The sequence below is a fragment of the Streptomyces sp. NPDC001514 genome (assembly GCF_053597075.1).
The window spans coordinates 289,035-315,544 of record NZ_JBSFHO010000003.1 but is presented as its reverse complement, the minus strand read 5'-3'; the positions used below and the strand labels follow the sequence as shown (position 1 = coordinate 315,544).

Below are 26,510 nucleotides of genomic sequence, written 5' to 3'. Positions count from 1 at the left end.
TGGCGTGAGCCAGGATGCAGGACATGACCTCGCACCCGCCTTCGAGGCTGCCTTCGCACCTCACCCGCGTCCACGCCCCTGACGGCGTCGCCCCCGGCACCGGCTACACCCATGTGGTGATGGGCACCGGCACGTTCATCGCGGTATCCGGCCAGATCGCCCTGGACGAGGACGGCAAGGTGGTCGGCGAGGGAGACCCCGCCGCCCAGGCCCACCAGGTCTTCGAGAACCTGCGCCGCTGCCTCGCCTCGGCGGGCGCCGGCTTCGAGGACGTGGTGAAGCTGACGTATTTCCTGACCGACATCGCCCACATAACCGCCGTCCGCGACGCCCGCGACGCCTTCATCGACCGCGACCGCCTTCCGGCGAGCTCCGCGGTGCAGGTCGCCTCGCTGGTCGATCCCCGGCTGCTGATGGAGATCGAGGCGTTCGCGGTGGTGCCCGGGGCGTGTGAGGCATGAGCATGCGGCTGAGGGACATGACCGACGCCGACTGCGAGGCGGTCGCGGCCGTCCGGGTCGCCGGATGGCGGCACGCATACGCGGGTCTGATGCCGCAGGCGTATCTCGACGCGATGAGCGAGGCGGAGGACGCCGAGCGCCGCCGGGACCGTCTCGCCGCCGCGGCCGGCAGTGGGATGGTCAATGTGGTCGCGGAGCAGGCCGGCGAGGTGGTCGGTTGGGGCTGCTACGGGCCGTACCGCGAAGAGGACGGCACGGCGAGCGGCGACGGCGAGGTGTATGCGCTCTACGTGCGGCCGGGGTGCATCGGCACCGGCGTGGGGCGGGCGCTGATGGCGGAGCTGCTGGCCCGGGCGGAAGCGGACGGCCGGCGCACACTCCTGCTGTGGGTGCTCAAGGAGAACGCACGGGCGCGCCGCTTCTACGAGAAGGCCGGGTTCGCACCCGACGGTGCCGAGGAGCCGTTCGAGGTGGGCGGGGTCGCGGTGGACGAGGTGCGCTATGTGAGGCGGTCTACGTGAGGCGGCTGAGCGCGGCGGAGGCGGCGGCGGACAGCCGGGGGTGAGCGAGGGCCGACTCCAGGACCGGGCGGGCGCGTTCGTCGGCGAGCGCGCCGAGGCCCTCGACACAGGCGAGGGCGACGCGCCAGTGGGGGTCGCCCGGTGCCAGCCGCCGCTCCAGGGTGGTGATCAGCGCCGGGGCCGATTCGGGGGCGCGGAGCCGGGCAAGGAGGCGGACCGGCAGGAGGGCGTAGGCGACCCGCAGCTCATTGGTGGCGAGGGCGGCCGCCGCGCGGGGCGTGCGAGGGTCACCGAGGCGGGTCAGGGCGTAGGAGGCGGAGACACAGCGCTCGGGGTCGCGGTGGTTGAGGAGCAGCACGAGCGACTCGAAGGCGCGGCGGTCCCCGGCGCAGCCGAGGCGGAAGGCGGCGATCTCCCGCGCCCATAAGGGGCGTTCGTACTCGGTGAGCACGAGGGCGAGTTCATCGAGGTCCGCGGTGACGGTCAGCCGGCGGTGCAGCTCCTCGTCCGCGGGACCGGTCAGGTCCGCTTCGGTACGCCGGGCGAGGTCGAGCAGATCCGCGTCCATGCCGGGAAGCGTAGAGGAGCAGGGCGGGCGGCACGCGGTGCAGATCACATCCGCACAGGGCTGGCGCGCTCATTACCCACCGGTTAACCTCATGTGAGCGGGCCACACCCGCACAGCTCTCGGCGGCCTGGTGACGCAGCCGCCGCGAGTGCTTGTCGGTTCGGCAGTTCTGTACGACGCGACTCCGGGACAGAGTCCGTCGCCCCCAGAGCGCGCATCGCCGCGCGCCTCACCGCGACACGCACCTCCGCGCATCTCCGCGCCCCTTGCGCACGCGCGCCCTCCCTCAGTCGTCACTCATTCCTGGAGTCCCGTGATGGACACCCCTCTCTCCACCATCGCCGTCGTCGGCCTCGGCACGATGGGCACCGGTATCGCCGAGGTCCTCGCCCGCGCCGGCCGTGAGGTCATCGGCATCGACATCAGCGACGCCGCCGCCCGCCACGCCGCCACCACCCTCGAAGCCGCCACCGCTCGCGCCGTCGAGCGCGAACGCATCACCGAGGAGGAGCGCCGGAACACCCTCGCGCGCTTCCGCACCTTCTCCGATCTGCAGGCGGCCGCGGACGCGGACCTCGTGATCGAGGTCGTGCCCGAGTCGTACGAGACGAAGCAGCAGGTCATCCGCGAGCTCGACACCATCGTCCGCCCGGACGCGATCATCGCCACCGGCACCAACGCGCTGTCCGTCACCCGCCTCGCCGCGGACTCGGCGCGCCCCGAGCGCGTGCTGGGCCTGCACTTCTTCAACCCGGCCCCGGCGATGAAGCTCGTCGAGGTGGTCTCCTGCGTGCTGACCGCCCCGCAGGCCGTGGAGGCGGTCACCGCGCTGGCCCGTGACCTGGGCAAGGAGCCCGTCGCGGTCGGCGACCGGCCCGGGTTCGTCGCGGACGGACTACTCTTCGGCTACCTCAACCAGGCCGCCGCCATGTACGAGGCGAAGTACGCCTCGCGCGAGGACATCGACGCCGCGATGAAGCTCGGCTGCGGCCTCCCCATGGGCCCGCTCGCACTGCTCGACCTGATCGGCATCGACACCGCCCGCACCGTCCTCGACGCCATGTACGCCGAATCCCGGGACCGGCTGCACGCCCCCGCCCCGATCCTCAAGCAGCTCAGCGAGGCGGGCCTGACCGGCCGCAAGTCGGGCCGCGGCTTCTACACGTACGAGGCGCCGGACAGCGGCACGGTGGTGCGCGACGCGCTGACGCCCCTGGAGGCCGCGCAGTCCGCCGGCGGCCGGCCGGTTCACGCGGTCGGTGTCGCCGGGTCGGGCACGATGGCGAGTGGCATCGCCGAGGTCTTCGCCAAGGCCGGCTACGACGTGGTCCTCGCCGCCCGCAGCCAGGAGAAGGCCGAGACGGCCAAGTCCCGTATCGCCAAGTCTCTTTCGCGCTCTGTCGACAAGGGCCGGATGACCGCCGAGGCCCGGGAGGAGACGCTGGCCCGGATCACCGCGGCCGGCTCGCTCGACTCCTTCGCCGAGGTCGACCTGGCCGTCGAGGCCGTCGCCGAGGACCTGGAGATCAAGCAGCAGCTGTTCGCCACCCTCGACAAGGTCTGCAAGCCGGGCGCGGTGCTCGCCACCACCACCTCCTCGCTGCCCGTCGTCGCCTGCGCCCGTGCCACCTCGCGCCCGCAGGACGTCATCGGCATGCACTTCTTCAACCCGGCCCCGGCGATGAAGCTCGTCGAGGTGGTCCGCACGGTCCTGACCGCCGACGATGTCCACGCCACCGTCCGCGAGGTCACCGCGAAGATCAGGAAGCACCCGGTGGACTGCGGCGACCGCGCCGGCTTCATCGTCAACGCGCTGCTGTTCCCGTACCTCAACAACGCGATCAAGATGGTCCAGGAGCACTACGCGTCCCTCGACGACATCGACGCCGCGATGAAGCTCGGCGGCGGCTACCCGATGGGCCCCTTCGAACTGCTCGACGTCGTCGGCCTCGACGTCTCGCTCGCCATCGAGAAGGTGCTCCACCGCGAGTTCCGCGACCCGGGCCTGGCCCCCGCACCGCTGCTCGAGCACCTGGTGGCCGCGGGCTGCCTCGGCCGCAAGACGGGGCGCGGCTTCCGCGAATATGCCCGGCGCTGAGCCGCAGGGGCCGTGGGGAGGGCTGCTCCGGTCTTCGGGCAGCCCTGCCCCGGAGGCGCACTCTCCTGCACAAATGCAGTACGTTCAGGTCATGCCCCAGCCCGCCAAGTCACCCCGTGCCACCGCCGCCTCCGAGGCCCCGGAGAGCGCCGCAGGCAGCCGCGCCGCCGCTCAACGGCTCAAGATGCGCCGGGAACTGGCCGCGGCGGCGATGGAACTGTTCGCGACCAAGGGGTACGAGGCGACGACCGTCGACGAGATCGCGGCGGCGGCCGGGGTCGCGCGCCGGACCTTCTTCCGGCACTTCCGTTCCAAGGAAGAGGCGATCTTCCCGGACCACGACGACACGCTGGTGCGCGCCGAGGCGGTGCTGAACGCCGCCCCCGCCCATGAGCACCCGCTCGACACCGTGTGCCGGGGCATCAAGGAAGTCATGAAGATGTACGCGTCCTCGCCCGCGGTGTCGGTCGAGCGCTACCGCCTCACCCGTGAGGTACCCACGCTGCGCGAGCGCGAGATCGCCTCGGTGGCCCGCTACGAGCGGCTGTTCACCCGCTATCTGCTGGGCCACTTCGACGAGCGCGACCACCACGACGGCAATGACGATCCGCTGCTCGCCGAGGTGGCGGCGTCCGCCGTCGTCACCGCGCACAACCACGTGCTGCGCCGCTGGCTCCGGGCGGGCGGCCAGGGCGACGTGGAGGCGCAGCTGGACCACGCCTTCGACATCGTCCGCGACACCTTCGGCACGGGCATCGGCGCCGGCCGCACCGCGACCGACCGGGGCCCTGCCGCCCAGGTGGAGTCGACCGGCGAGGTCCTGGTGGCAGTGGCCCGCACGGACGCGTCGCTGCCGGAGGTCATGCGCACGATCGAGCAGGCGCTCAGGAAGAGGTGACGCGGGGCGGCCCCACGGCTGCCCGCACAGACGAGCCACAAGGCTCCACATACGCCGCACGCGCTCATGGCCGCCCCTCCCAGGGGCGGCCATTGCCGTCTCCTCGCCCTCACTTCGATCGATCATCGCTCATCTGTGACGCCCAGATTGCATCTGAGTGAAATTCTTGGCACCCAGTGTCTTGCGGCCTGGCACGCGGTGCCATACGTTGATGTTGTCCGGGCGGCCGGCGTGCAGAGAAGACTCGTACGCCGGCTGTCCCCGCAAGCCTCCCGGCTCGCGCGCCCGGACGCCTGCGTCACAGGCAACCTCCCGCGCCCACAAAAGCGCTGCCACAGCACCACCCCCGCCGAACCGACGGCACCTCCGAAGCAGCACTCCCCGACGTTCCCCTCAGCGTTCCCCGAAATCGAACGCTCTTCGCCGGAGGCAACACCGTGAAGGAAATCCTGGACGCGATTCAGTCGCCGGACTCCACGTCCGCCGACTTCGCCGCACTGCCCCTCCCCGAGTCGTACCGTGCGGTGACCGTGCACAAGGACGAGACCGAGATGTTCTCGGGCCTGACGACGCGCGAGAAGGACCCGCGCAAGTCGCTCCACCTCGACGACGTGCCCATCCCCGAGCTCGGCCCCGGTGAGGCGCTCGTGGCGGTCATGGCCAGCTCGGTCAACTACAACTCCGTCTGGACCTCGATCTTCGAGCCGCTCTCGACCTTCGGCTTCCTTGAGCGCTACGGAAGGCTCTCCGAGCTCACCAAGCGCCACGACCTGCCGTACCACATCATCGGCTCCGACCTCGCCGGCGTCGTCCTGCGCACCGGCCCGGGCGTCAACGCCTGGCAGCCCGGTGACGAGGTCGTCGCACACTGCCTCTCCGTCGAGCTGGAGTCCTCGGACGGCCACAACGACACGATGCTCGACCCCGAGCAGCGCATCTGGGGCTTCGAGACCAACTTCGGCGGCCTGGCGGAGATCGCACTGGTCAAGTCGAACCAGCTGATGCCCAAGCCCCAGCACCTGAGCTGGGAGGAGGCGGCGGCACCGGGCCTGGTCAACTCCACCGCGTACCGCCAGCTGGTCTCCCGCAACGGCGCCGGGATGAAGCAGGGCGACAACGTCCTGATCTGGGGCGCGAGCGGTGGCCTCGGCTCGTACGCGACCCAGTTCGCCCTCGCCGGCGGCGCCAACCCCATCTGCGTCGTCTCCAGCGACCAGAAGGCCGACATCTGCCGCGCGATGGGCGCCGAGGCGATCATCGACCGCAACGCAGAGGGCTACAAGTTCTGGAAGGACGAGCACACCCAGGACCCGAAGGAGTGGAAGCGCTTCGGCAAGCGCATCCGCGAGCTCACCGGCGGTGAGGACGTCGACATCGTCTTCGAGCACCCGGGCCGTGAGACCTTCGGCGCGTCCGTCTACGTCACGCGCAAGGGCGGCACGATCGTGACCTGCGCGTCCACGTCGGGGTACAACCACGAGTACGACAACCGCTACCTGTGGATGTCCCTGAAGCGCATCATCGGCTCTCACTTCGCGAACTACCGCGAGGCCTGGGAGGCCAACCGTCTGGTCGCCAAGGGCAAGATCCACCCCACCCTGTCGAAGGTCTACTCCCTGGAGGAGACCGGCCAGGCCGCGTACGACGTGCACCGCAACCTCCACCAGGGCAAGGTCGGCGTGCTCGCGCTGGCGCCCCGCGAGGGACTGGGCGTGCGCGACGAGGAGATGCGCGCCAAGCACCTCGACGCCATCAACCGCTTCCGGAACATCTGAGTCAGAGGTCCACCAGATGACAGAGCGTCAGAAGGACCGGCCGTGGCTCATGCGCACGTACGCCGGTCACTCCACGGCAGAGGCGTCCAACGAGCTGTACCGGCGCAACCTCGCCAAGGGCCAGACCGGCCTCTCGGTCGCGTTCGACCTGCCGACACAGACCGGCTACGACCCCGACCACGTCCTCGCCCGCGGCGAGGTCGGCCGGGTCGGGGTCCCGGTCTCGCACCTCGGTGACATGCGCCGGCTGTTCCAGGACATCCCCCTGGAGCAGATGAACACCTCGATGACCATCAACGCAACGGCCATGTGGCTGCTGGCGCTCTACCAGGTGGTCGCGGAGGAGCAGGGCGCCGACATCACCAGGCTCCAGGGCACGACGCAGAACGACATCGTCAAGGAGTACCTGTCGCGCGGGACGCACGTCTTCCCGCCGGGTCCCTCGCTGCGTCTGACGACCGACATGATCACCTACACGGTGGCGCACATCCCCAAGTGGAACCCGATCAACATCTGCAGCTACCACCTGCAGGAGGCCGGGGCCACACCCGTCCAGGAGATCGCCTACGCGATGTCCACCGCGATAGCCGTCCTGGACGCGGTACGGGACTCCGGGCAGGTGCCCCAGGAGAAGTTCGGCGATGTCGTCGCCCGGATCTCCTTCTTCGTGAACGCGGGCGTCCGCTTCATCGAGGAGATGTGCAAGATGCGCGCCTTCGGCCGCATCTGGGACAAGGTCACGCGTGAGCGCTACGGCATCGAGAACGCCAAGCAACGCCGCTTCCGCTACGGCGTCCAGGTCAACTCGCTCGGCCTGACCGAGGCCCAGCCTGAGAACAACGTCCAGCGCATCGTCCTGGAGATGCTGGCCGTGACGCTGTCGAAGGACGCCCGCGCCCGCGCCGTACAGCTCCCGGCGTGGAACGAGGCGCTGGGTCTGCCCCGGCCCTGGGACCAGCAGTGGTCGCTGCGCATCCAGCAGGTCCTCGCGCACGAGTCCGACCTGCTGGAGTACGAGGACATCTTCGCGGGCTCGCATGTCATCGAGGCCAAGGTGGACGCCCTGGTCACGGAGTCGCTCGCCGAGATCGAGCGGATCCAGGAGATGGGCGGCGCGATGGCGGCCGTCGAGTCCGGGTATCTGAAGTCGCAGCTGGTGTCCTCGCACGCCGAGCGGCGGGCCCGGATCGAGGCCGGCGAAGAGAAGATCATCGGCGTCAACATCTTCGAGACCACCGAGCCCAACCCGCTCACCGCGGACCTCGACACCGCGATCATGACGGTCGACCCGGCGAACGAGGCCCGTGTCGTGGCCAAGCTCCACGAGTGGCGCGACAACCGCGACGAGGGCCGGGCCCAGGACGCCCTCGCGGCGCTGAAGGCCACGGCGGCCGGTGACGGCAATCTGATGGACGCCACCGTCGAGTGCGCCCGAGCGGGCGTCACCACCGGCGAGTGGGCCTGGGCGCTGCGGGACGTTTTCGGCGAGTTCCGCGCCCCCACGGGCGTCTCGTCCGCGCCGGTCGCGGTGACCGCCGAGGAGGGTACGCCGCTGGCGCTCGTACGCGAGAAGGTGGCCCGTACCGCCGACGAGCTCGGCTCCGGCCGGCTGCGGCTGCTGGTCGGCAAGCCCGGCCTGGACGGGCACTCCAACGGCGCCGAGCAGATCGCCGTGCGGGCCCGCGACGCGGGGTTCGAGGTGGTCTACCAGGGCATCCGGCTCACACCTGAGCAGATCGTCAATGCCGCGCTCGCGGAGGACGTGCACTGCGTGGGCCTGTCGATCCTGTCCGGCTCGCACGCCGAGCTGGTCCCTGACGTACTGTCGCGCCTGCGTGAGGCGGGCGCGTCCGACATCCCGGTGATCGTGGGCGGGATCATCCCGAACAGCGATGCCGAGGATCTGAAGCGTGCGGGTGTGGCCGCCGTCTTCACCCCGAAGGACTTCGGTATCACGGAGATCATCGGCCGTATCGTCGACGAGATCCGTACAGCGAACAAGCTCGACCCTCTGGAGGTCCCCGCATGACCACGCCCGTCAACCGGCTGCGCCCGCGCCGCTCCTGCCTCGCGGTCCCCGGTTCGAACCCGCGGTTCCTGGAGAAGGCCCAGGGCCTGCCGGCCGACCAGGTCTTCCTGGACCTGGAGGACGCGTGTGCGCCGCTCGCCAAGCCCGAGGCCCGGCACACGATCGTCAAGTTCCTCAACGAGGGCGACTGGACGGGCAAGACGCGCGTCGTGCGGGTCAACGACTGGACGACCCACTGGACGTACCGGGACGTCGTGACGGTCGTCGAGGGCGCGGGCCAGAACCTCGACTGCATCATGCTGCCGAAGGTGCAGGACGCCGAGCAGATCGTCGCCCTCGACCTGCTGCTGACCCAGATCGAGAAGACCATGGGCTTCGAGGTCGGCAAGATCGGTATCGAGGCGCAGATCGAGAACGCCAAGGGTCTGGTGAACGTCGACGCGATCGCGGCCGCCTCGCCGCGCGTCGAGACGATCATCTTCGGCCCGGCCGACTTCATGGCCTCCATCAACATGAAGTCGCTGGTCGTGGGCGAGCAGCCGCCCGGTTACCCGGCGGACGCGTACCACTACATCCTCATGCGCATCCTGATGGCGGCCCGTACGCACAACCTCCAGGCGATCGACGGCCCGTACCTGCAGATCCGCAACCAGGAGGGCTACCGCGCCGTCGCCCAGCGCGCCGCCGCCCTCGGCTTCGACGGCAAGTGGGTGCTTCACCCGGACCAGGTCGCCGCGGCCAACGAGATCTTCTCGCCCTCCCAGGAGGACTTCGACCACGCCGAGCTGATCCTGGACGCGTACGAGTACTACACGTCCGAGGCCGGCGGCAAGAAGGGCTCGGCGATGCTCGGCGACGAGATGATCGACGAGGCCAGCCGCAAGATGGCCCTGGTCATCTCCGGCAAGGGCCGCGCCGCCGGAATGACCCGTACCTCGAAGTTCGAAGCCCCGGAGGCCTGAGAATCATGCAGTTCGGACGCACGTACGAGGAGTTCGAGGTCGGGGCGGTCTACAAGCACTGGCCCGGGAAGACGGTCACGGAGTACGACGACCACCTCTTCTGTCTCCTGACGATGAACCACCACCCGCTCCACATGGACACGAACTATGCGGAGAAGACGACGGACTTCGGCAAGAACGTCGTCGTGGGCAACTACATCTACTCGCTGCTGCTCGGCATGTCCGTGCCGGACGTCTCGGGCAAGGCCATCGCCAATCTGGAGATCGAGTCGCTGCGGCACGTGGCGCCGACCTTCCACGGCGACACGATCTACGGCGAGACGACCGTGCTCGACAAGACCCCGTCGAAGTCGAAGAACGACCGAGGGATCGTCTACGTCGAGACCAAGGGCTACAAGCAGGACGGAACGCTCGTGTGCGTGTTCCGCCGCAAGGTGATGGTCCCCACCGAGACGTACATCAAGGAGCGCGGCGGCGAGCAGCCCGGCCGCCCGGAGCTGATCGAGCCCTCGAAGAAGGCGGAGAAGTAGTCATGGCCCGACTCGCCCAGACCGCTGGTCTGACCGACATCCAGCAGGAGATCCTGTCGACCGTCCGGGATTTCGTCGACAAGGAGATCATTCCGGTCGCGACGGAGCTGGAGCACCGTGACGAGTACCCGCAGCAGATCGTCGACGGCCTCAAGGAGCTCGGGCTCTTCGGCCTGATGATCCCCGAGGAGTACGGGGGCCTGGGCGAGTCCCTGCTCACGTACGCGCTGTGCGTCGAGGAGATCGCCCGTGGCTGGATGTCCGTCTCGGGCATCATCAACACGCACTTCATCGTGGCGTACATGCTGAAGCAGCACGGCACGCAGGAGCAGAAGGACTACTTCCTGCCCCGGATGGCGGCCGGCGAGGTGCGTGGCGCGTTCTCGATGTCCGAGCCGGGTCTCGGCTCGGATGTGTCGGCGATCACGTCGAAGGCGGTGAAGGACGGCGACGAGTACGTCCTGAACGGCCAGAAGATGTGGCTGACGAACGGCGGCACGTCGACTCTGGTCGCGGTTCTCGTCCGAAGTGACGAAGGACACCCCGAGGGCACCGCCCCGCACAAGTCGATGACGACCTTCCTGATCGAGAAGGAGCCCGGCTTCGGAGAGGTCCGGCCCGGCCTCACCATCCCCGGGAAGATCGACAAGATGGGCTACAAGGGCGTCGACACGACCGAGCTCATCATGGACGGACTGCGCATTCCGGCCAATCGGGTCCTCGGCGGCACCACCGGCCGAGGGTTTTACCAAATGATGGACGGAGTGGAGGTCGGCCGCGTGAATGTGGCGGCGCGTGGCTGTGGCGTCGCTCAGCGTGCGTTTGAACTGGGTGTCTCCTATGCCCAGCAGCGTCACACTTTCGGAAAGCCGATCGCGCAGCACCAGGCCATTCAGTTCAAGCTCGCCGAGATGGCTACCAAGGTCGAGGCCGCCCATGCCATGATGGTCAACGCAGCACGCAAAAAGGACTCCGGGGAACGAAATGACCTGGAGGCAGGGATGGCGAAGTACCTCGCCTCCGAGTACTGCAAGGAAGTCGTCGAGGACGCCTTCCGTATCCACGGCGGTTACGGCTTCTCCAAGGAGTACGAGATCGAGCGCCTCTACCGCGAGGCTCCGATGCTGTTGATCGGCGAAGGTACCGCCGAGATCCAGAAAATGATCATTGGTCGCCGGCTCCTCGAGGAGTACCGGTTCCAGGGCTGATCGTCACTTTTGAGTCGGTTTGGCCGCGAAGAAGATCACACCCTGTGATCGCCTTCCGGCCGCCGACTCGAGTTCTGGCTTGCCCAGTTGCGGCCCGCAACCGATAGCATCGCCGGAAAGCCGCCGTCCCCCTGTTGCCAGCGCGGCATCATCCGCTACGAAGGTCATCCATGCCCCACAGCCAAACCTCTGCACCACGCGGCCGTGTCCGCCTCGCGCGCGGAGCATCGCCGTGGCTTCTGCCGACCGTCGCGACCGCGGCCCTGAGCCTGGCGCGTGCGCGCCGGTCGAGGCGTGCCGCCGCCATCGCCGTGCCCACCACCGCGCTTGCGGCGGGCATGCTGTGGTTCTTCCGCGACCCCGAGCGCGAGATCGCCCAGGGCCGGGTCATCTCCCCGGCCGACGGTGTGGTGCAGAGCATCATGCCGTGGAAGGACGGGCGCACCCGCGTCGCCATCTTCATGAGCCCGCTGAACGTCCATGTCAACCGCGCTCCGCTCGCCGGCACGGTGACGTCCGTCGAGCACGTGCCCGGCGGATTCGTCCCGGCGTTCAACAAGGAGAGCGAGAACAACGAGCGCGTTGTCTGGCACTTCGACACCGAGCTCGGTGACATCGAGATGGTCCAGATCGCGGGCGCCGTCGCCCGTCGCATCGTTCCGTACATCCCGCAGGGCACCAAGGTCGAGCAGGGTGAGCGCATCGGCCTGATCCGATTCGGCTCGCGGGTCGACATCTACCTCCCCGCGGGTGTCGAGGTCGCTGTCGAGGTCGGCCAGGCCACGACTGCGGGGGTGACTCGCATTGACCGTGATTGATCCCGAGACAGAGGCGGGCTGGGTTCGGGATGCCGAAGGCTCCGAGTCCGCGTCCGTGTCCGGGGCCGCCGACGAAGCCGAGGAGATGCCCCTCTCCCTGCGGCTCTCGATAGCGGACACCCTCACGCTCGGTAACGCAACGTGCGGATTCATGGCGGTGTACTTCACCACCACCGGAATCCTGATTCCCCACCTTGTCGGCAGCGGCGAGAGCGGCATGGCGCGGCACTCCGCCGCGACCGCCGTGATCCTCATGCTCTGCGCGGCGATCTTCGACCTCTGCGACGGGCTCGTGGCGCGCAAGCTGCGCAGCTCGCCGATGGGCGCGGAGCTGGACAACCTGTCCGACCTGATCAGCTTCGGGCTGGCGCCGGCGTACTTCGTCCTCGTGTACGGAATGGTCGCCGACGACGCCCACCAGAAGGTCTCGGCGGTCGCCGCGATCGTGGTGCTGCTCGCGGTCGTGCTGCGACTGGCCAGATTCTCGTGCGTGACGATGAAGGACGGCATGTTCCAGGGCATGCCGAGCCCCTTCGGTGCGCTGACGGTCGTCTCGATCGTGCTCCTCGAGCTGCCGTTCATCCCGACGCTGCTGGCGATCATCGGCACGGCCTGGCTGATGGTGAGCCGGGTCGAGTACCCGAAGCCGCGGGGTGTCCTCGCGGTGGCGATGCTCGGCTGGATCGTGTCCGCGATGGGTCTGCTGGCGGCCTGGGCGTTCGACGCGCCGGGCGGTCAGCTGCTGCTCCAGACCGGCTGCGCGCTGCAGATCGTGCTCGCGGCGACGATCCCGCTGTTCGCGACGGCGCGGCGGGTCAACACGTTCCGGGACAACCGGCGTGAGGCGCGGGCTTCGGCGCAGCTGCCGTAGCCGTTTTCGTACGACGACGAAGGGCCCGGGTGCACGGCACCCGGGCCCTTCGTCGTGCTCGACCGCCACTGTGCTGCTCACGGCCCGGAGGAGGCGTGGCGCGCCGAGTGGCCTCGTGGGCGCATCGCGCTCCACCCGGTCCAGCAGCGCGCTCCGCCAGGCCGCGAACTTCGTCCGCCGCGGCGGGCAGACCCGACGGAGAGGACCCCTCGCGCCGTGCAGGTCCGACCAAGAACGGAACACCGGCGAAACGGCCGGGGGACGGTCGGGTGGAGCAGGTTGTGGGCGGACGTCGCAGCCTCATTCCAGATGCATACTGCATACAGTATGGTGCTCCCACAAGCTCCGGGCAGCTCTGTGGGAGGGAACAGCCGTGTCCGACACCTCGACGACCGAGCGCACCGCCGTACGACGCCTCGCCATCGCCTGGGCCGGCAAGGCCCCGTCACGCGCGGCGAAGTCCGCCATCTCGATCGCCACCCTGGGCAGCGTGGTGGCGCTGGTCCTTCTGGTCGCGATCGGCGCGGCACTCGACCAGACGGTGCTCATCCCGCCGCTGGCCGCCAGCGCGGCCCTCGTCTTCGCCGCCCCGGCGCTGCCGCTCGCCCAGCCCCGCAGCGTCGTCGGCGGCCAGCTCATCTCCACCGTCGTCGGTTTCATCGCCCTTGCGGTGGGCGGCAGTTCACTGTGGACCGCTGCGGTGGCCGGCGGTCTCGCCATCGGCGTGATGGGGCTGGCCCGTGCGCCGCACTCACCCGCCGCCGCGACGTCGGTCATCGTGGTGCTCACCGAGCCCGCTCCAGCGAGCTTCCTGCTGCTTCTGCTGCTGGCCACGGCGATCATCGTCGCCATGGGCATCGTCGCGGGGCGCAGCGGGAAGACGCCCCGGTATCCCAGCTACTGGTGGTAGGGACACGCGCGTGCCCCCGCCGGACGGTTTCCGGCGGGGGCACGCGGCCGCTGGGTCCAGGGCCGAGGGTCAGCCTCCGGCGAGGAAGTCCCGTGCGATGTTCTCCGCGACGCGCTCCAGCAGCGGACCCGCCTGCGCCATGCAGACCGCGGGGTCCGGCTCCAGGTCCAGGAGGGCGTACGCGCGACGGATGCCGGCCTTGCCGAGGGCCTCGGGCGGAAGCGCGAGGCGGCCGCAGACCGCGACGACGTCCTTGCCCTCCGCGCGGGCGGCCGCGGCTACGCCCGCCGGGGCCTTGCCGTGGAGCGTCTGTTCGTCCAGGGAGCCCTCGCCGGTGATGACGAGCGTCGCCCGGGACAGCGCCGGGGCGAAGCCCAGGATGTCGAGCATCACCTCGATACCGGGGCGGAAGCTCGCGCCGAGCGCGACCAGCGCGCCGTAGCCGATGCCACCTGCCGCGCCCGCGCCGGGCAGCCCGGCCTGTTCGGGGCCGAGGACGGAGGCGTAGTGGGCGAGCGCGGCGTCCAGCGCGGCGACGTCCTCCGGCGACGCACCCTTCTGCGGGCCGAAGACGGCGGGTGCCCCCTTCGGTCCGGTCAGCGGGTTGTCCACGTCGCTGGCGAGGACCAGGTCGACGTCCTTGAAACGGGCGTCGAGGCCGGACAGGTCCGCGGAGGCCACGTCGATCAGCGCGCCGCCGCCGGGGCCGACGGGCTTGCCGTCCGCGTCCAGGAAGCGCGCACCCAGCGCGGCCAGCATCCCGGCCCCGCCGTCCGTCGTCGCGCTGCCCCCGACGCCGAAGACGATCGTCCGCGCCCCCGCGTCCAGCGCGGCACTCAGCAGCTCGCCGGAGCCGTATGTCGTCGCCGTGAGAGGAGCGAAGGCCCCCTCGGGGAGATGCTGGAGGCCGGACGCCTCCGCCATCTCCACCACGGCCGTGGTGTCGTGCAGCGCGAAGGCGGCCGTCACGGGCTCGCCGGTCGGTCCCGTCACCCGCACCTCACGGCGCTCGAACCCCGCGGCGACCGCCGCAGCGACCGTGCCGTCTCCGCCGTCGGCGACGGGCAGGGTCTCCACTGGAAGCCCCGGGACGACCCGCCGCAGCCCTGCCGTCACCCGCTCCGCGACCTGCACGGCCGTGAGCGAGCCCTTGAACTTGTCCGCCGCGACGAGCACTCGCGCGGCAGTAACTGCTCCGTCCGTCACCTTGCTATCCCTTGCTTTCGAACAGGCAGTCGCGCCGCCCCGACCCTATCCGCACCCCGAGACGGCGTGCCACCCCCTGATAACGCCGTATGTCGCACCATAGTGGGCCGCCATGAGCACGGAACGTACGGATCTGATCGATCAACCCGCGCCGCCTGCTCCCTCGGCGGCGGCCGGGACTCGTTCGACCGCACCTCGCCTCGTCCAAGGAGCTCCGGCAATGAGGACAGAAGCTGACCTATTCCATCTCTACCGTCGTACCCGACAAGGGGACCCGGCGACGGGACCCGCAAAGGAAAGAGAGCAGACCATGCTGCGAGGGCTCACCACCGTCAGCTTCTGGGCCGCCGACCTGGACGCGGCGCGGGACTGGTACACGAAGCTGCTGGGCATCCCCCCGTACTTCGTCAAACCCGGCTACATCGAGTTCCGCATCGGCGACTACCAGCACGAGCTGGGCATCATCGACAGCCGCTACGCCCCCGCCGGGCATGCGTCCGACGTCGGCGGCGCCGTCGTCTACTGGCACGTCGACGACGTGACGGAGACGTTCGAGCGGCTGCTCTCCATGGGGGCTAAGGAGCACGAGGCGCCGAAGGCCCGCGGCGACGCGGGTTTCGTCACCGCGTCCGTCGTCGACCCCTTCGGAAACATCCTGGGGATCATGTACAACCCGCATTACCTGGAGGTGCTGCGGACGAATCTCCCCGATTCCTGAGCCGGAACCGGGTACACCCGAACCATGACGCCTCAAGGCACGCGGACGGCCGACCGGATCCTCGGCGGCTGGCTGGGCCGGATCGCCGGCAACATGCTCGGGAAGCCCGTCGAACGCGGGGACTACTGGACGCGCGACCGCATCGACCGGTACCTCCGGCTGACCGACGCGCTCCCGCTCACCGACTACCTCCCCGAGCCCCCACCGGGCGAGCCCGAAGCGGAGTTCGAGCTGCGCCCGGAGTGGCGGCAATGCGTCCGCGGCCGGATCCACGGCAGTTGCCGTGACGACGACGTGGACTACGCAATCCTCGGACTGCACCTCCTCGAGACCCATGGCTTCGACTTCACCACGGAACAGGTCGGCGAGCTGTGGCTCCTGAGGCTCCCGTATCTGCAGACGTTCACCGCGGAGCGGGCGGCGTACCGCAATCTCACGGCCGGTCTGAAACCGCCGCTGACAGCCACGTACGACAACCCGTACCAGGAGTGGATCGGCGCCCTGATCCGCGCCGACATCTTCGGCTGGACCTCCCCCGGCGACCCCCACCGCGCCGCGTCGCTCGCCCGCCGGGACGCGGTGCTGTCCCACACCGGCAACGGCGTCTACGGGGCGATGTGGGCGGCCGCGATGGTCGCGGCGGCGTTCACGGCCGCCGACGCGCGCGAGGCGATCGAGACGGCACTCGACCGCATCCCGGCGAGCAGCCGCCTCGCGCGCACGGTCCGCCGCACGACGGCCCTGTACGACAGCGGGCTGCCCTGGTCCGACACCCTCACCGCGCTGGACGAGGAGACCGGGCGGCTCGGCTGGATCCACACCGTCCCCAACGCAGCGGTCATCACGGCCGGACTGCTGTACGGCGCCGGGGACTTCACCACCACCATCGCCCTCACGGTCCGGGGCGGCCTCGACACGGACTCCAACGGCGCCACGGCAGGCTCGGTCGCCGGGGTGCTCGCGGGCGCGTCCGGCATCCCGACCCAGTGGACCCGGCCGCTGGAGGACCGCGTACGCAGCGCGGTGTTCGGCTTCGACGGCGCGAGGATCGGCGAACTGGCAGACCGCACGGCCCGGTTGGCGTCCACCTGACACGGCATCCCGGGCCGGGCCGACAGGCCACTAGGCTGCACCGGTGACCACCTCGGACTACGCCACGTACATCGCCGGCCTCCCCCGTGTCCTCTCCGGCGCCGCCACGCTCTTCCGTGACGCGGAGGACCGGGTGCTGCTCGTCGAGCCCAACTACCGCAAGGGCTGGGCCCTCCCGGGCGGCACGATCGAGTCCGACGCCGGCGAGACCCCACGCGAGGCCGCCCGCCGCGAGACCCTCGAAGAGATCGGTCTGGACGTCGCGCCGGGCCGACTGCTCGCGGTCGACTGGGTACGGGGTGCGGAGCGCCCGCCGATCGTGGCGTACATCTACGACGGAGGGGTGCTCGGCGGCGAGGACTTCAGGGTGATACGGCTGCAGGAGGAGGAGCTGATCTCCTGGAAGCTGGTGTCCCGCGACGAGATCACGACGTATCTCCTCGGCACCTTGGGCTCGCGGGTCCTGGCTGCCCTCGACGCGCTCGCGGGGGGTACGGGGCCGGTGGAGCTGGTGGACGGGCGTCCGGCGGGCTGACGGCGGCGGCGCGGGCCAGCTCGGGCCCGGACCGGGCGGGCGGGTGCGGCCGGACCGGGCGGGCCGGGTAATCCTGTCGCCGTCGTGTCACCGCGCTGCGTACGCTCGCGGCATGACTCTCCTCGCGATCCTCAGCGGCGCCGGGATCTCCACCGAGCAGAGCATTGGCGGAAGTAACCCCACGGCATGACCGATGACTTGGTACAGCGAGCCCACTGGGGTGACCTAGGGCCTGTCCCGTGATCATGTGACGGAACGGTCAGTCCCCAGGGCGGGGGTGGGCACGGGGCCGGAGAACAGCTGCGAACGGCGCGGGTGTTAGCTTCATTCCCGTGGTGGAACACCAGGACGAGACCAGGGCGGCCTACGACGGGATCGTCGAACTGTATGCGTCGATGTTCGCTGATCGGCTGGAGACACAGCCGTTCGCGCGGTCCATGGTCGACATCTTCGCCGAGCTGGTGCGCGGGACGGGGAACCTGCGGGCGGCCGACGTCGGGTGCGGGCCGGGACACCTGACGGCCATGCTGCACGACCTGGGGCTGGACGCCTTTGGGCTCGACCTCTCCCCGGCCATGGTCGACCACGCCCGGCGGGCCCATCCGGCGCTGCGGTTCGACGAGGCGCGGATGGAGGCCCTGCCAGTCGAGGACTGCGCGCTCGGCGGCGTGCTGGCCCACTACTCGATGATCCATACCCCGCCTGGGGAATTGCCCGCGCTGCTCGCCGAGCAGGTGCGTGTTCTGGCACCAGGGGGCCTGCTCCTGGTCTCGTTCTTCGCGACCGACGGACCGGAGCCGGTCCGCTTCGACCACAAGGTGACGCCCGCCTATTGCTGGCCGGTAGACCGGTTCGCCGAGTTGCTGGCCGGGGCCGGGCTCTTCACGCTCGCAAGGCTGCTCCACGACCCGGCCTCCGAGCGGGGCTTCCTCGACGCCCACTTGCTGGCCCGCCGCCAATAGAGCGTGCCCGTGGTCTTTGGGGGGGTTGGTGTAGATCATCCTTGTGGATGAAGATCGTCTGAGGCCCGGTCAGCGTCGATCCACGGTGGTGCGCGCTCACCAGCACGCCGCCGGGGCGCGTCACTCCTGGCGGCCGGCAGTCCTTCAAAGGGGACGGGTACAAGCCTGCGCGTTCCACCATGCGATGCTCCAGGCCGGACTCCACGTCGCCCCGTGCGACCTTCGGCGGGCAGCGGCCGATGCGACCCTGGGCGACGGAGCGCCGAAGCTGCGCGTCTCCAAGCACGTCGCACTGTTGAAAGTGACGTCGGACAAGCCTTTGCTACCGATCCGCGAGGACTACGACCGCGAGATCGCCACCCTGCTGAAGCGCAGGTTCGTAGGCTAGTTGGCCCCCGCGCGGCCCGCCGCCCCGGGAGCGGCGGGCCGGCGCCTCGAAAGGCGCTGTCGCGAGGTAAGCGGAACCTACACTTCCGCCAGCCGAAACGGAAGACCCCTTCCCTATTGACCCCTCAACATGCTCAGACGCACCCTGAACCCCACGCGCCGCAAGGGAGCACAGCATGAGCCGAGCCACCGACACACACCGCATCGTCGAGTACTGGACGGACAAGGACACCCACGTGATCTTTCCCGTCGAACGAAGCGAAGAAGTTGACCGCATGAGCGACGGGCAGCTGATCTCGAAGTACGGGGACCCCGAAGACGGGACAGTCACGCGCATCGTCCAGTAGGTAGGTCACTCCACCGCGGGCCACACCTCAGGCCCGCCACCATGCCACTCAATCAACGGCGACATGGCCACATCCAGCTCGTCCGCGTCCTCCAGGCCGGCACGCTGCAGGAACACGGTCAGCTCATGCAGGCTGTAGGCCTTACCGAGGGACTCGTCGTCGACCTGGACATGCCGACCGCCGCCCTCACCGGGCGGGGACACGATCACTCGACGTTCGGCCATGGGACCAGCCTCGCCCGCGGAACGTTCCCGCGCACGCGGGAGAGCTCTGTCAGTGGCCGGCGCTACCGTGAGACCGCTGCCCGCCACACTCGGAGGGGCAGTACCTAGCACCGTTGATGCCCCAACTCGGCGGTAGGTTCGCGTCGCGAAACGCGAGCAGGGAATTCTGCAGCACGTCATCAACTGGTCGCTGCAACTAACCAGCCCACCCCCAGATAGAGCTGCGTCCGACGACGGCGCAGCGATGTGTCGTCGTCGGACGCTACTGGGTCGGCCACCCGGATTTGGTCGCCTCGGTCGACTGCGCGACTCCGCCTCCGGGAGTGCTGGACATCCCACTGCCGGAAGACGGACACGATGGAGACGGGCGCACCCTGATATCCGTTCGCCCCAAGCGGGTGGGCGTCCTACTCTCGGCCCATGAACAGGCCCCTCGTCACCATCCTCAGTGGAGCAGGTATCTCTACCGATTCCGGGATCCCTGATTATCGCGGCCCCAACGGGCTATGGCGACGGGATCCCGAGGCCGAGAAGCTCGTGACGTACGAGTACTACATGGGCGATCCGGACATCCGGCGCAGGTCGTGGCAGATGCGGCGTAAGAACCGGACGCTGAAAGCCGAGCCGAACGCCGCGCACCGGGCCGTCGCCGAGCTGGAGCGTGCCGGAGTGCCCGTGCGGGTCATCACGCAGAACGTGGACGGACTGCACCAGCTCGCCGGCATGCCCGCGCGCAAGGTGCTCGAACTGCACGGCACCGCGCGCAGCATCGTGTGTACGAAGTGCCACGCCAAGGCTCCGATGGAGGACGCTCTCGCCCGGGTCGAGGCCGGCGAGGAAGATCCGCCGTGCTTGGAGTGCGGCGGCATCCTCAAGTCGGCGACGGTCATGTTCGGGGAGCGCCTCGACCCCGTCGTGCTCGGTGAGGCGATGGGCATCGCGAAGGCCAGCGAGGTCTTCATCGCGGTCGGCTCGAGCCTGCAGGTGCAGCCTGCCGCGTCGCTGGCGGGGATCGCCGCGGACAGCGGCGCGCGGCTGATCGTCGTGAACGCCGAGCCGACACCGTACGACGACCGCGCGGCGGAAGTCATCCGCGAGCCGATCGGCACGGCATTGCCTGCGCTGCTGCACCGAATCTCGGGGACCGCCTAGCCCCGACCCCGGCACACCGGCGCGCCGACACCGCGCGGTGGGCCCGCGTGTCCGTCCTCAAACGCCGGACAGGCTGGAGATGCGCCGGCACCGGCGACCGGGCTGCGAAAGAGCCACGCCCGCAATGGAGGCGGAGGTCCCCTTCCCCGCGCCCGAAGGGCGCGGGGGACGGTCTGGGGCAGGCCCCCGGAACCCCGCCTCGCTTGCGTTCCGCCGCGCCCGAAGGGCGTAGGGGGGAGCGCGGGGCGCAGCCCCGCGGGGCCCTGGCACAGCCCCGGAACGGGGGCTGGGGCGGAGCCCCGGTTCGGGAAGGGGCGGGGTGGGGAGCATCACCACTCACGGGCTAGAAGAGCACATCGCCCGCCGCCCCGCTCTCGAACGCCAGCAACCGCTGCTTGCGGTCCAGCCCGCCCCCGTACCCCGTCAGGCTCCCCGTGGAGCCGATCACCCGGTGGCACGGCACGATGATCCCGACCGGGTTCTTACCGTTCGCGAGCCCGACCGCGCGGGACGCGCCCGGGTTGCCGAGGGCGTCGGCGAGATCGCTGTAGGTGCGGGTCTCGCCGTACGGGATCAGGCACAGCTGTTCCCAGACGCTGCGCTGGAACGGCGTGCCCTCCAGGTGGAGCGGCAGGTCGAAGTCCTTCAACTCGCCCGCGAAATAGGCGTCGAGCTGGCGGATCGCCTCCACGAAGGGGCGCGGGTCGGCCTCGCCGAAGGTCTCCTCGGCGGGGCGGTGGCGCTGCCCGTCCATGTAGAGGCCGCTCAGGACGGAGTCGGTGGCGACGAGGGTGAGCGGGCCGTACGGGCTGTCGACGACGGTGTGGGCTCTGGTCCTGGTCATGATCTTCGTCCTGGTCATGGTCCTCAGACGGGCAGGCGGTTGATGGGGTGATCGCCGGTGGCCCAGAGGTACTGGACGGCATACGCGCGCCAGGGCCGCCAGGCCGCCGCGCGGGCCGTGAGCGCCGCCGGGGTGGCGGGCAGGCCGAGGTCCGCTGCGGCGCGGCGGATCCCGAGGTCGGTGGGGAGGAACGCGTCGGGGTCGCCGAGCGCGCGCATCGCGATGACCTCGACGGTCCAGGGGCCGAAGCCGGGCAGCTCGGTGAGCCGCGCGCGGGCCTCGTCCCAGTCGCTGTCGGCGCCGAGCCGCAGGCTGCCGTCGGCGAGGGCGCCGAACAGCGTGGTCAGCGTGGTGCGGCGGCTGCGCGGGAAGGCGAGGGTCTCCGGGTCGAGCCCGGCCAGTGCTTCCGGGGTCGGGAAGAGGTGTGTGAGCCCACCCTCGGGGTCGTCGACCGGTGTGCCGTGGGCGGTGACGAGCCGGGCCGCGTGGGTGCGGGCCGCCGCGGTGGAGACCTGCTGGCCGAGGACGGCCCGTACCGCGAATTCCGCAGCGTCCACGGTGCGCGGCACCCGCCTGCCCGGCGCCTTGTCGACCAGTGGCGCGAGCAGCGGGTCGGCACGCAGCTGGTCGTCGACGGCGACGGGGTCGGCGTCGAGGTCGAGCATGCGGCGGCAACGGCTGATGGCGATCGTGAGGTCGCGGGGATCAGTGAGGGAGAGCCGGCAGGCGATGTGGTCGGGGCGGGGGGCGAGGGACACGATGCCGTGGCCGTGCGGCAGCGCGAGGGTGCGGCGGTACGCACCGTCCCGCCACTCCTCCACGCCGGGCACCGCGGTCGCGGCGAGATGCCCGAAGAGGTTGTCGGGGTTGAGGGGCGCGCGGAACGGGAAACGCAGGGCGAGCACCCCGGGGGTCCCCGCCCCGGGTTTCGTTCCGCGCCGGGCGGCGGTGCGCGTGCGCAGCTCGCTCGGGGAGAGTGCGAAGACCTCGCGGACGGTGTCGTTGAAGGTGCGGATGGACGAGAAGCCCGCGGCGAAGGCGACCTCGGCCATGGGCAGGTCCGTCGTCTCGATGAGCAGCCGGGCAGTCTCGGCGCGCTGTGCGCGGGCCAGGGCGAGCGGCCCGGCCCCGACCTCGGCGAGCAGCTGGCGTTCGATCTGCCGGGCGGAGTAGCCGAGCCGTGCGGCCAGCCCGGGGACTCCTTCGCGGTCGACGACCCCGTCCTGGATGAGCCGCATGGCGCGGGCGACGGCATCGGCCCGGGCGTTCCACTCCGGCGAGCCGGGGCTGGTGTCGGGCCGGCAGCGCTTGCACGCCCGGAAGCCTGCCTGCTGACAGGCGGCCGCGCTGGGGTAGAACGTCATGTTCTCGGCCTTGGGCGGTACGACGGGGCAGCTGGGACGGCAGTAGATCCCGGTCGTCAGGACCGCGGTGAAGAACCAGCCGTCGAAGCGGGCGTCCTTGGACCGGACGGCCCGTACGCAGCGCTCGGTGTCGGTGTGCATGGCGGGATGCATGGCTCAAGGATCGGGCACCCCGGCGCCTACTCGCTGGCGAAAAAACGACATCAACCTTCCGCTGCCAGTACTGCACCGCGGCCCGGCGGCCCCGGCCTCGACAGTCGGCGCCCCCGTCCCCTCCCCCGACGTGCGAGCCCTGGAACCACCCGCAGGGCCCGCACGTCGAAGCACCATGACCTGGACTGCCGGCCGGATGGCCATCGTGCTCACGCTGGCTGTCGGCGCACTCACGGGCTGTGCCGGGGCCGGTGACGGAGGCGCCGCCGTGGTCCGGCGGGACGCCGCGGCGTCCGGCCGGGAGATGCCCTTCGACCTCTACACGCACTGCGGCATCGATGAGGCCCGCATCGGCTCGACGTACTTCGAAGCGGAGACCCCGCTCTCCGACGGAGCGGGAAACCCGCCCGAAGGCTGGGACAACCCCACCCAGCACGGCACGATGACCCTGAAGTCCGCGACGGAAGCCGTCTTCACCGACGACGCGGGGCACGAGGTGACGTTCCGCGCCCGACCGGGTGCGACGGCCTTCAAGCTCATCTGCAGGTAGTACGCCGGACAGGCCAGGCGGACCTCACCGGCCTCACTCCTCGGGGCTACGGGCCCGCGCGCCTGCCCTGGTCCGGCCCGTCGACTGGGCCCGCTGCGGATGACGCCGTAGGTACTCGCTCTCCAGCGCCTCCATACGGGCGGTGTGCGTTCTCAGCGCGTCGTCGGACCCGAACAGCAGGGTTTCGTGGCGCGTGCGATGGATCGCCTCCAGCTCCTTGAGCAGCAGTCCTTCGTCCAGCTGCTCCGGCGCCACTCCGCGGTCCTTCTCGGTCATGGCTCACACCTCCGGGTCAGGGCATCCTGGCGTCGGGGCTCCGCTGCCGGAATACCGCAATACCAGTATCGAGGGGACACGCACCGGGGCGCGCGGCCCAGGTCCAGGTCGGATCAGGCAGTTTGCGCGGCGAACGCCTCGTACGCCCGCTCGTCGAAGAGGACGAAGCGGACCTCCTCCACCGATGTCTCCGCATCCCGCACTGTCTCGACGGCGATGCGGGCGGCGTCGTCCATGGGCCAGCGGTAGACGCCGGTGGAGATGGCCGGGAAGGCGACCGTCCGGGCGTCGAGCTCGTCGGCGACGCGCAGTGACTCGCGGTAACACGAGGCGAGCAGGGCGGAGCGGTCCTCGGTCGCGCTGTGGACGGGGCCCACGGTGTGGACGACCCAGCGGGCCGGCAGGTTCCCGGCGGTGGTGGCGACGGCCTGGCCGGTCGGCAGGCCCTTGCCGTAGTGCGAGGCCCGCAGTTTCCGGCACTCGTCGAGGATCTCGGGCCCGCCGCGGCGGTGGATCGCGCCGTCGACACCGCCGCCGCCGAGGAGCGAGGAGTTCGCGGCGTTGACGATGACGTCGACGTGCTGCTCGGTGATGTCGCCTTGGACGAGTGTGATGGCAGGGCGCGTGCTCATGCGCCCCATCATCGCGCTCGTCACGCTGATCGCGCTGATCGCATCGCGCTGATCGCGTTCAGCGCCCGCGGAGGTGCCGCCACACCGCCTTCGCGGCGTTGTGCCCGGACATTCCGTGCACGCCCGGGCCGGGCGGGGTCGCCGAGGAGCAGAGGAAGACCGCCGGGTGCGGGGTCGAGTAGGGGAAGAGGGAGAGCTTGGGGCGCAGCAGCAGCTGGAGTCCGCTCGCGGCGCCGCAGGCGATGTCCCCGCCCACGTAGTTGGCGTTGCGCGCGGCCAGTTCGGGCGGGCCGGCCGTGGCGCGGGCGAGAACGCGGTCACGGAAGCCGGGTGCGAAGCGCTCGATCTGGCGCTCGATCGCGTCGGTGAGGTCGCCCTCCCAGCGGTGGGGCACATGGCCGTACGCCCAGAAGACGTGCTTGCCCTCGGGGGCGCGGGAAGGGTCGACGAGGCTGGGCTGGGCGGTGATCAGGAACGGCGTCCCGGGAGCGCGGCCGCCTGAGGCCTGCCGGAGAGCGGCGCCGATCTCGCGGCTGCTGGGGCCGATCTGGACGGTGCCGGCGCGGCGGGGCTCCTCGGCGGTCCAGGGGACAGGGCCGTCCAGGGCGTAGTCGATCTTGAAGACGCCCGCCCCGTACCGGTAGCCGTCGTAGACCCGGCCGAGGCCCGCGATCCGGGCGAGGGCGGTCGGGGAGGTGTCGAAGACATAGGCGCGGGCGGGCGGCAGATCGTCGAGGCGCTTGATCTCGGTGCCGGTGTGGATCGTGCCGCCCAGGTCCCGTACGTACGCGGCGAGGGCGTCGGAGATCGACTGCGAGCCGCCCCGGGGCATCGGCCAGCCCCCGGCGTGCGCGGCGAGCGCGAAGACGAGCCCGACGGCTCCGGTGCCGATGCCGCTCAGCGGGGCCATGACATGGGCGACGAGCCCGGCGAACAGGGCGCGGGCGCGGTCGTCGCGGAAGCGGCGGAGCAGCCAGGTGGACGGCGGCAGGCCGGTGAGACCGAAGCGGGCGAGGGTGACGGGGTCGCGGGGCAGCGCCGTGAGCGGCAGGGACATGAAGTCCCGCGCGAGGGTGTCCCACTTGCCGAGGTACGGGGTGACGAGGCGGCGGTACGCACCCGCGTCACGGGGCCCGAAGGAGGCGGCGGTCTCCGCCGCCGAGCGGGACAGCACGGCGGCGGTGCCGTCGTCGAAGGGGTGCGCCATGGGAAGCGGGGGGTGCAGCCACTCCAGCCCGTAGCGCGCGAGCGGCATGGCCTTGAAGGCGGGCGAGCCCGCGCCCAGCGGGTGCACGGCGGAGCAGGGATCGTGGCGGAAGCCGGGGAGGGTGAGCTCCTCGGTCCTGGCGCCGCCGCCGACGGTGTCCAGGGCCTCGAACACGGCGACCGAGAAGCCCCTGCGGGCCAACTCGGCAGCCGCGGTCAGCCCGTTGGGTCCCGCCCCCACGACGACGGCATCGAGCATCGACGTCACCTTCGGACTCCTTCGTCAGCCGATGGCCAAGGGATCCAGGATATTCGTCGGCACGGACAGCGCTGTCGGGGGTAGCGTCCGTTGCCATGAACGACCTGGTCGAAGCGATGGCTGCGCGGCTCGTGGAGGTACGGGGCGTGCGCGCCGTCGCACTCGGCGGCAGCCGGGCGCGCGGGGCGCACCGGCCGGACTCCGACTGGGATCTGGGCGTCTACTACCGGGGTTCGTTGGACGTGGCGGGGCTGGCCACGCTGGCCGGCGAGCTGACCGGCTCACCGGTGGAGGTGGCTGGGCCGGGCGGGTGGGGCCCGTGGGTGAACGGCGGAGCGTGGCTGTCCGTGGACGGGGTCCAGGTGGACTGGATCCTCCGCGACCTGGACCGCGTGGAAAGCGTCTGGGCGGACTGCGGGGCGGGTCACTACGAGGTGGGCGTCCAGGCCGGCCACCCTCTGGGCTTCTGGTCTCCCGCGTACGCCGGCGAGGTCGCCCTGTGCCGGGTCCTCGCCGACCCGTCGGGCGAGCTGACCGCCCTGCGGGCGCAGACGGCGACGTACCCGGAGCCGCTGCGGAAGGCGCTGGTCGAGGCGGCCTGGGAGGCGGATTTCTCGGTGGCGGCTGCGGCGAAGTCCGTGGGCACAGGCGTGGAGCCCGGGGATGCGCTGCACGCCTCGCTGTGCCTCTCCCGCGCCTTCGGCGTCCTCACGCAGTCGCTGCACGCCCACCACCGCGTGTGGCTCCTCAACGAAAAGGGCGCCCTCGCGGCCGCGGCCTCCCTCCCGTCCGCCCCGCCGGACTTCGCGACCCGCGTGACGGCGGCGCTGCGCACCCTGAACGCGGACGCGGTCGCCACGGCGGCAGCCCTGGTCAGGGAGACAAGGGCGAGCCTGGCCTGACGGAGGCACTCCCGGCCCTGGTCCGGGGCACGGGGCACCCCCGGGCCGGTCG

30 protein-coding genes are annotated in these 26,510 nt (G+C 70.6%); 21 read left to right on the top strand and 9 right to left on the bottom strand.

The genetic code is table 11. The annotated features are described in order from the left end of the window. Nucleotides 1-23: 23 nt before the first annotated feature. Together ACWCXB_RS05975 and ACWCXB_RS05970 are read left to right on the top strand one after the other, a co-directional pair. A complete protein-coding gene (locus tag ACWCXB_RS05975) occupies nucleotides 24-461 on the top strand; it encodes a RidA family protein (protein ID WP_450719432.1) in 438 nt (145 codons plus the stop codon). Then, nucleotides 458-982: an N-acetyltransferase family protein gene (locus ACWCXB_RS05970; RefSeq protein WP_450719430.1), complete on the top strand. Its 525-nt coding sequence runs from the start codon at nucleotides 458-460 to the stop codon at nucleotides 980-982. The genes ACWCXB_RS05975 and ACWCXB_RS05970 overlap by 4 nt, the downstream gene beginning before the upstream one ends. Here ACWCXB_RS05970 and ACWCXB_RS05965 read toward each other — a convergent pair. Next, the gene (locus ACWCXB_RS05965; RefSeq protein WP_450719428.1) at nucleotides 975-1,550 is read right to left on the bottom strand and encodes a HEAT repeat domain-containing protein; all 576 of its coding nucleotides are present in this window, start codon (nucleotides 1,548-1,550) and stop codon (nucleotides 975-977) included. The genes ACWCXB_RS05970 and ACWCXB_RS05965 overlap by 8 nt on opposite strands. A gap of 316 nt (nucleotides 1,551-1,866) precedes the next feature. Here ACWCXB_RS05965 and ACWCXB_RS05960 point away from each other — a divergent pair, with 316 nt between their 5' ends. The 7 genes from ACWCXB_RS05960 (at nucleotide 1,867) to ACWCXB_RS05930 (ending at nucleotide 11,050) form a co-directional block, all read left to right on the top strand. Continuing rightward, nucleotides 1,867-3,648: a 3-hydroxyacyl-CoA dehydrogenase family protein gene (locus ACWCXB_RS05960; protein WP_450719426.1), complete on the top strand. Its 1,782-nt coding sequence runs from the start codon at nucleotides 1,867-1,869 to the stop codon at nucleotides 3,646-3,648. Nucleotides 3,649-3,739: 91 nt separating this feature from the next. Then, the gene (locus ACWCXB_RS05955) at nucleotides 3,740-4,546 is read left to right on the top strand and encodes a TetR family transcriptional regulator (protein WP_450719424.1); all 807 of its coding nucleotides are present in this window, start codon (nucleotides 3,740-3,742) and stop codon (nucleotides 4,544-4,546) included. Between the two features lie 437 nt (nucleotides 4,547-4,983). Next, nucleotides 4,984-6,321 (top strand): crotonyl-CoA carboxylase/reductase, encoded by a 1,338-nt coding sequence (ccrA, locus tag ACWCXB_RS05950; protein WP_450719422.1) that lies wholly within the window; start codon nucleotides 4,984-4,986, stop codon nucleotides 6,319-6,321. Nucleotides 6,322-6,337: 16 nt separating this feature from the next. After that, complete coding sequence (locus tag ACWCXB_RS05945; RefSeq protein WP_450719421.1) at nucleotides 6,338-8,350, top strand: protein meaA; 2,013 nt, start codon at nucleotides 6,338-6,340, stop codon at nucleotides 8,348-8,350. Beyond that, complete coding sequence (locus ACWCXB_RS05940) at nucleotides 8,347-9,312, top strand: HpcH/HpaI aldolase/citrate lyase family protein (RefSeq protein WP_450719419.1); 966 nt, start codon at nucleotides 8,347-8,349, stop codon at nucleotides 9,310-9,312. Before ACWCXB_RS05945 ends, ACWCXB_RS05940 begins: the two co-directional genes overlap by 4 nt. 5 nt (nucleotides 9,313-9,317) lie before the next feature. Further along, entirely contained in the window at nucleotides 9,318-9,842 is a 525-nt protein-coding gene (locus ACWCXB_RS05935) for a MaoC family dehydratase (protein WP_450719417.1), read from the top strand. 2 nt (nucleotides 9,843-9,844) lie between these two features. After that, a complete protein-coding gene (locus ACWCXB_RS05930; protein WP_450719415.1) occupies nucleotides 9,845-11,050 on the top strand; it encodes an acyl-CoA dehydrogenase family protein in 1,206 nt (401 codons plus the stop codon). Between the two features lie 3 nt (nucleotides 11,051-11,053). On the opposite strand, the gene ACWCXB_RS05925 is transcribed toward ACWCXB_RS05930, so the two are convergent. Beyond that, complete coding sequence (locus ACWCXB_RS05925; RefSeq protein WP_450719413.1) at nucleotides 11,054-11,218, bottom strand: hypothetical protein; 165 nt, start codon at nucleotides 11,216-11,218, stop codon at nucleotides 11,054-11,056. Nucleotides 11,219-11,220: 2 nt separating this feature from the next. On the opposite strand from ACWCXB_RS05925, the gene ACWCXB_RS05920 reads away from it, so the two are divergent. The 3 genes from ACWCXB_RS05920 to ACWCXB_RS05910 all read left to right on the top strand — a co-directional run bounded on the left by ACWCXB_RS05920 (nucleotide 11,221) and on the right by ACWCXB_RS05910 (nucleotide 13,649). Beyond that, complete coding sequence (locus ACWCXB_RS05920) at nucleotides 11,221-11,868, top strand: phosphatidylserine decarboxylase (RefSeq protein ID WP_385422841.1); 648 nt, start codon at nucleotides 11,221-11,223, stop codon at nucleotides 11,866-11,868. Further along, a complete protein-coding gene (gene pssA / locus ACWCXB_RS05915) occupies nucleotides 11,855-12,739 on the top strand; it encodes a CDP-diacylglycerol--serine O-phosphatidyltransferase (protein WP_450719411.1) in 885 nt (294 codons plus the stop codon). The genes ACWCXB_RS05920 and pssA overlap by 14 nt, the downstream gene beginning before the upstream one ends. A 466-nt stretch (nucleotides 12,740-13,205) precedes the next feature. Beyond that, nucleotides 13,206-13,649, top strand: a complete 444-nt coding sequence (locus ACWCXB_RS05910; protein ID WP_450719543.1) for an HPP family protein — start codon at nucleotides 13,206-13,208, stop codon at nucleotides 13,647-13,649. A 69-nt stretch (nucleotides 13,650-13,718) separates the two neighbouring features. Here the strand turns inward: ACWCXB_RS05910 and ACWCXB_RS05905 are convergent, their stop codons facing one another. Further along, nucleotides 13,719-14,855, bottom strand: coding sequence for a glycerate kinase (locus ACWCXB_RS05905; RefSeq protein ID WP_450719409.1), 1,137 nt, complete (start codon nucleotides 14,853-14,855; stop codon nucleotides 13,719-13,721). Between the two features lie 310 nt (nucleotides 14,856-15,165). Between ACWCXB_RS05905 and ACWCXB_RS05900 the strand changes: the two genes are divergently transcribed. The 6 genes from ACWCXB_RS05900 (at nucleotide 15,166) to ACWCXB_RS05875 (ending at nucleotide 18,896) form a co-directional block, all read left to right on the top strand. Continuing rightward, the gene (locus ACWCXB_RS05900; protein WP_450719407.1) at nucleotides 15,166-15,573 is read left to right on the top strand and encodes a VOC family protein; all 408 of its coding nucleotides are present in this window, start codon (nucleotides 15,166-15,168) and stop codon (nucleotides 15,571-15,573) included. A gap of 24 nt (nucleotides 15,574-15,597) precedes the next feature. Continuing rightward, the gene (locus ACWCXB_RS05895) at nucleotides 15,598-16,665 is read left to right on the top strand and encodes an ADP-ribosylglycohydrolase family protein (RefSeq protein ID WP_450719405.1); all 1,068 of its coding nucleotides are present in this window, start codon (nucleotides 15,598-15,600) and stop codon (nucleotides 16,663-16,665) included. A 43-nt stretch (nucleotides 16,666-16,708) separates the two neighbouring features. Then, nucleotides 16,709-17,200 (top strand): NUDIX domain-containing protein, encoded by a 492-nt coding sequence (locus ACWCXB_RS05890; RefSeq protein WP_450719403.1) that lies wholly within the window; start codon nucleotides 16,709-16,711, stop codon nucleotides 17,198-17,200. Between the two features lie 332 nt (nucleotides 17,201-17,532). Then, on the top strand, nucleotides 17,533-18,162 hold the full coding sequence (locus tag ACWCXB_RS05885; RefSeq protein ID WP_450719401.1) for a class I SAM-dependent methyltransferase: 630 nt from the start codon (nucleotides 17,533-17,535) through the stop codon (nucleotides 18,160-18,162). Between the two features lie 184 nt (nucleotides 18,163-18,346). Continuing rightward, nucleotides 18,347-18,550: a hypothetical protein gene (locus ACWCXB_RS05880; protein ID WP_450719399.1), complete on the top strand. Its 204-nt coding sequence runs from the start codon at nucleotides 18,347-18,349 to the stop codon at nucleotides 18,548-18,550. A 175-nt stretch (nucleotides 18,551-18,725) separates the two neighbouring features. Continuing rightward, the gene (locus tag ACWCXB_RS05875) at nucleotides 18,726-18,896 is read left to right on the top strand and encodes a hypothetical protein (protein WP_450719397.1); all 171 of its coding nucleotides are present in this window, start codon (nucleotides 18,726-18,728) and stop codon (nucleotides 18,894-18,896) included. Between the two features lie 5 nt (nucleotides 18,897-18,901). Here the strand turns inward: ACWCXB_RS05875 and ACWCXB_RS05870 are convergent, their stop codons facing one another. After that, nucleotides 18,902-19,120: a hypothetical protein gene (locus ACWCXB_RS05870; RefSeq protein ID WP_450719395.1), complete on the bottom strand. Its 219-nt coding sequence runs from the start codon at nucleotides 19,118-19,120 to the stop codon at nucleotides 18,902-18,904. 420 nt (nucleotides 19,121-19,540) lie between these two features. Between ACWCXB_RS05870 and ACWCXB_RS05865 the strand changes: the two genes are divergently transcribed. After that, on the top strand, nucleotides 19,541-20,272 hold the full coding sequence (locus ACWCXB_RS05865) for an SIR2 family NAD-dependent protein deacylase (protein ID WP_450719393.1): 732 nt from the start codon (nucleotides 19,541-19,543) through the stop codon (nucleotides 20,270-20,272). Nucleotides 20,273-20,615: 343 nt separating this feature from the next. On the opposite strand, the gene ACWCXB_RS05860 is transcribed toward ACWCXB_RS05865, so the two are convergent. Together ACWCXB_RS05860 and ACWCXB_RS05855 are read right to left on the bottom strand one after the other, a co-directional pair. Continuing rightward, complete coding sequence (locus ACWCXB_RS05860) at nucleotides 20,616-21,116, bottom strand: methylated-DNA--[protein]-cysteine S-methyltransferase (protein ID WP_450719391.1); 501 nt, start codon at nucleotides 21,114-21,116, stop codon at nucleotides 20,616-20,618. A gap of 23 nt (nucleotides 21,117-21,139) precedes the next feature. Then, nucleotides 21,140-22,621 carry an AlkA N-terminal domain-containing protein gene (locus ACWCXB_RS05855; protein WP_450719541.1) on the bottom strand — a complete coding sequence of 494 codons (1,482 nt, stop codon included), beginning with the start codon at nucleotides 22,619-22,621 and terminating at the stop codon, nucleotides 21,140-21,142. A 187-nt stretch (nucleotides 22,622-22,808) separates the two neighbouring features. Here ACWCXB_RS05855 and ACWCXB_RS05850 point away from each other — a divergent pair, with 187 nt between their 5' ends. Further along, on the top strand, nucleotides 22,809-23,183 hold the full coding sequence (locus ACWCXB_RS05850) for a hypothetical protein (protein ID WP_450719389.1): 375 nt from the start codon (nucleotides 22,809-22,811) through the stop codon (nucleotides 23,181-23,183). A 33-nt stretch (nucleotides 23,184-23,216) separates the two neighbouring features. Here ACWCXB_RS05850 and ACWCXB_RS05845 read toward each other — a convergent pair whose 3' ends face one another. From ACWCXB_RS05845 to ACWCXB_RS05835, 3 genes are all read right to left on the bottom strand, one after another. Continuing rightward, a complete protein-coding gene (locus tag ACWCXB_RS05845; RefSeq protein ID WP_450719387.1) occupies nucleotides 23,217-23,459 on the bottom strand; it encodes a DUF6158 family protein in 243 nt (80 codons plus the stop codon). Between the two features lie 113 nt (nucleotides 23,460-23,572). Beyond that, entirely contained in the window at nucleotides 23,573-24,091 is a 519-nt protein-coding gene (locus tag ACWCXB_RS05840; protein WP_450719385.1) for an O-acetyl-ADP-ribose deacetylase, read from the bottom strand. A gap of 58 nt (nucleotides 24,092-24,149) precedes the next feature. Then, nucleotides 24,150-25,565, bottom strand: a complete 1,416-nt coding sequence (locus tag ACWCXB_RS05835) for a phytoene desaturase family protein (protein ID WP_450719383.1) — start codon at nucleotides 25,563-25,565, stop codon at nucleotides 24,150-24,152. An 86-nt stretch (nucleotides 25,566-25,651) separates the two neighbouring features. On the opposite strand from ACWCXB_RS05835, the gene ACWCXB_RS05830 reads away from it, so the two are divergent. Then, a complete protein-coding gene (locus ACWCXB_RS05830; RefSeq protein ID WP_450719381.1) occupies nucleotides 25,652-26,458 on the top strand; it encodes a nucleotidyltransferase domain-containing protein in 807 nt (268 codons plus the stop codon). Nucleotides 26,459-26,510: the final 52 nt, after the last annotated feature.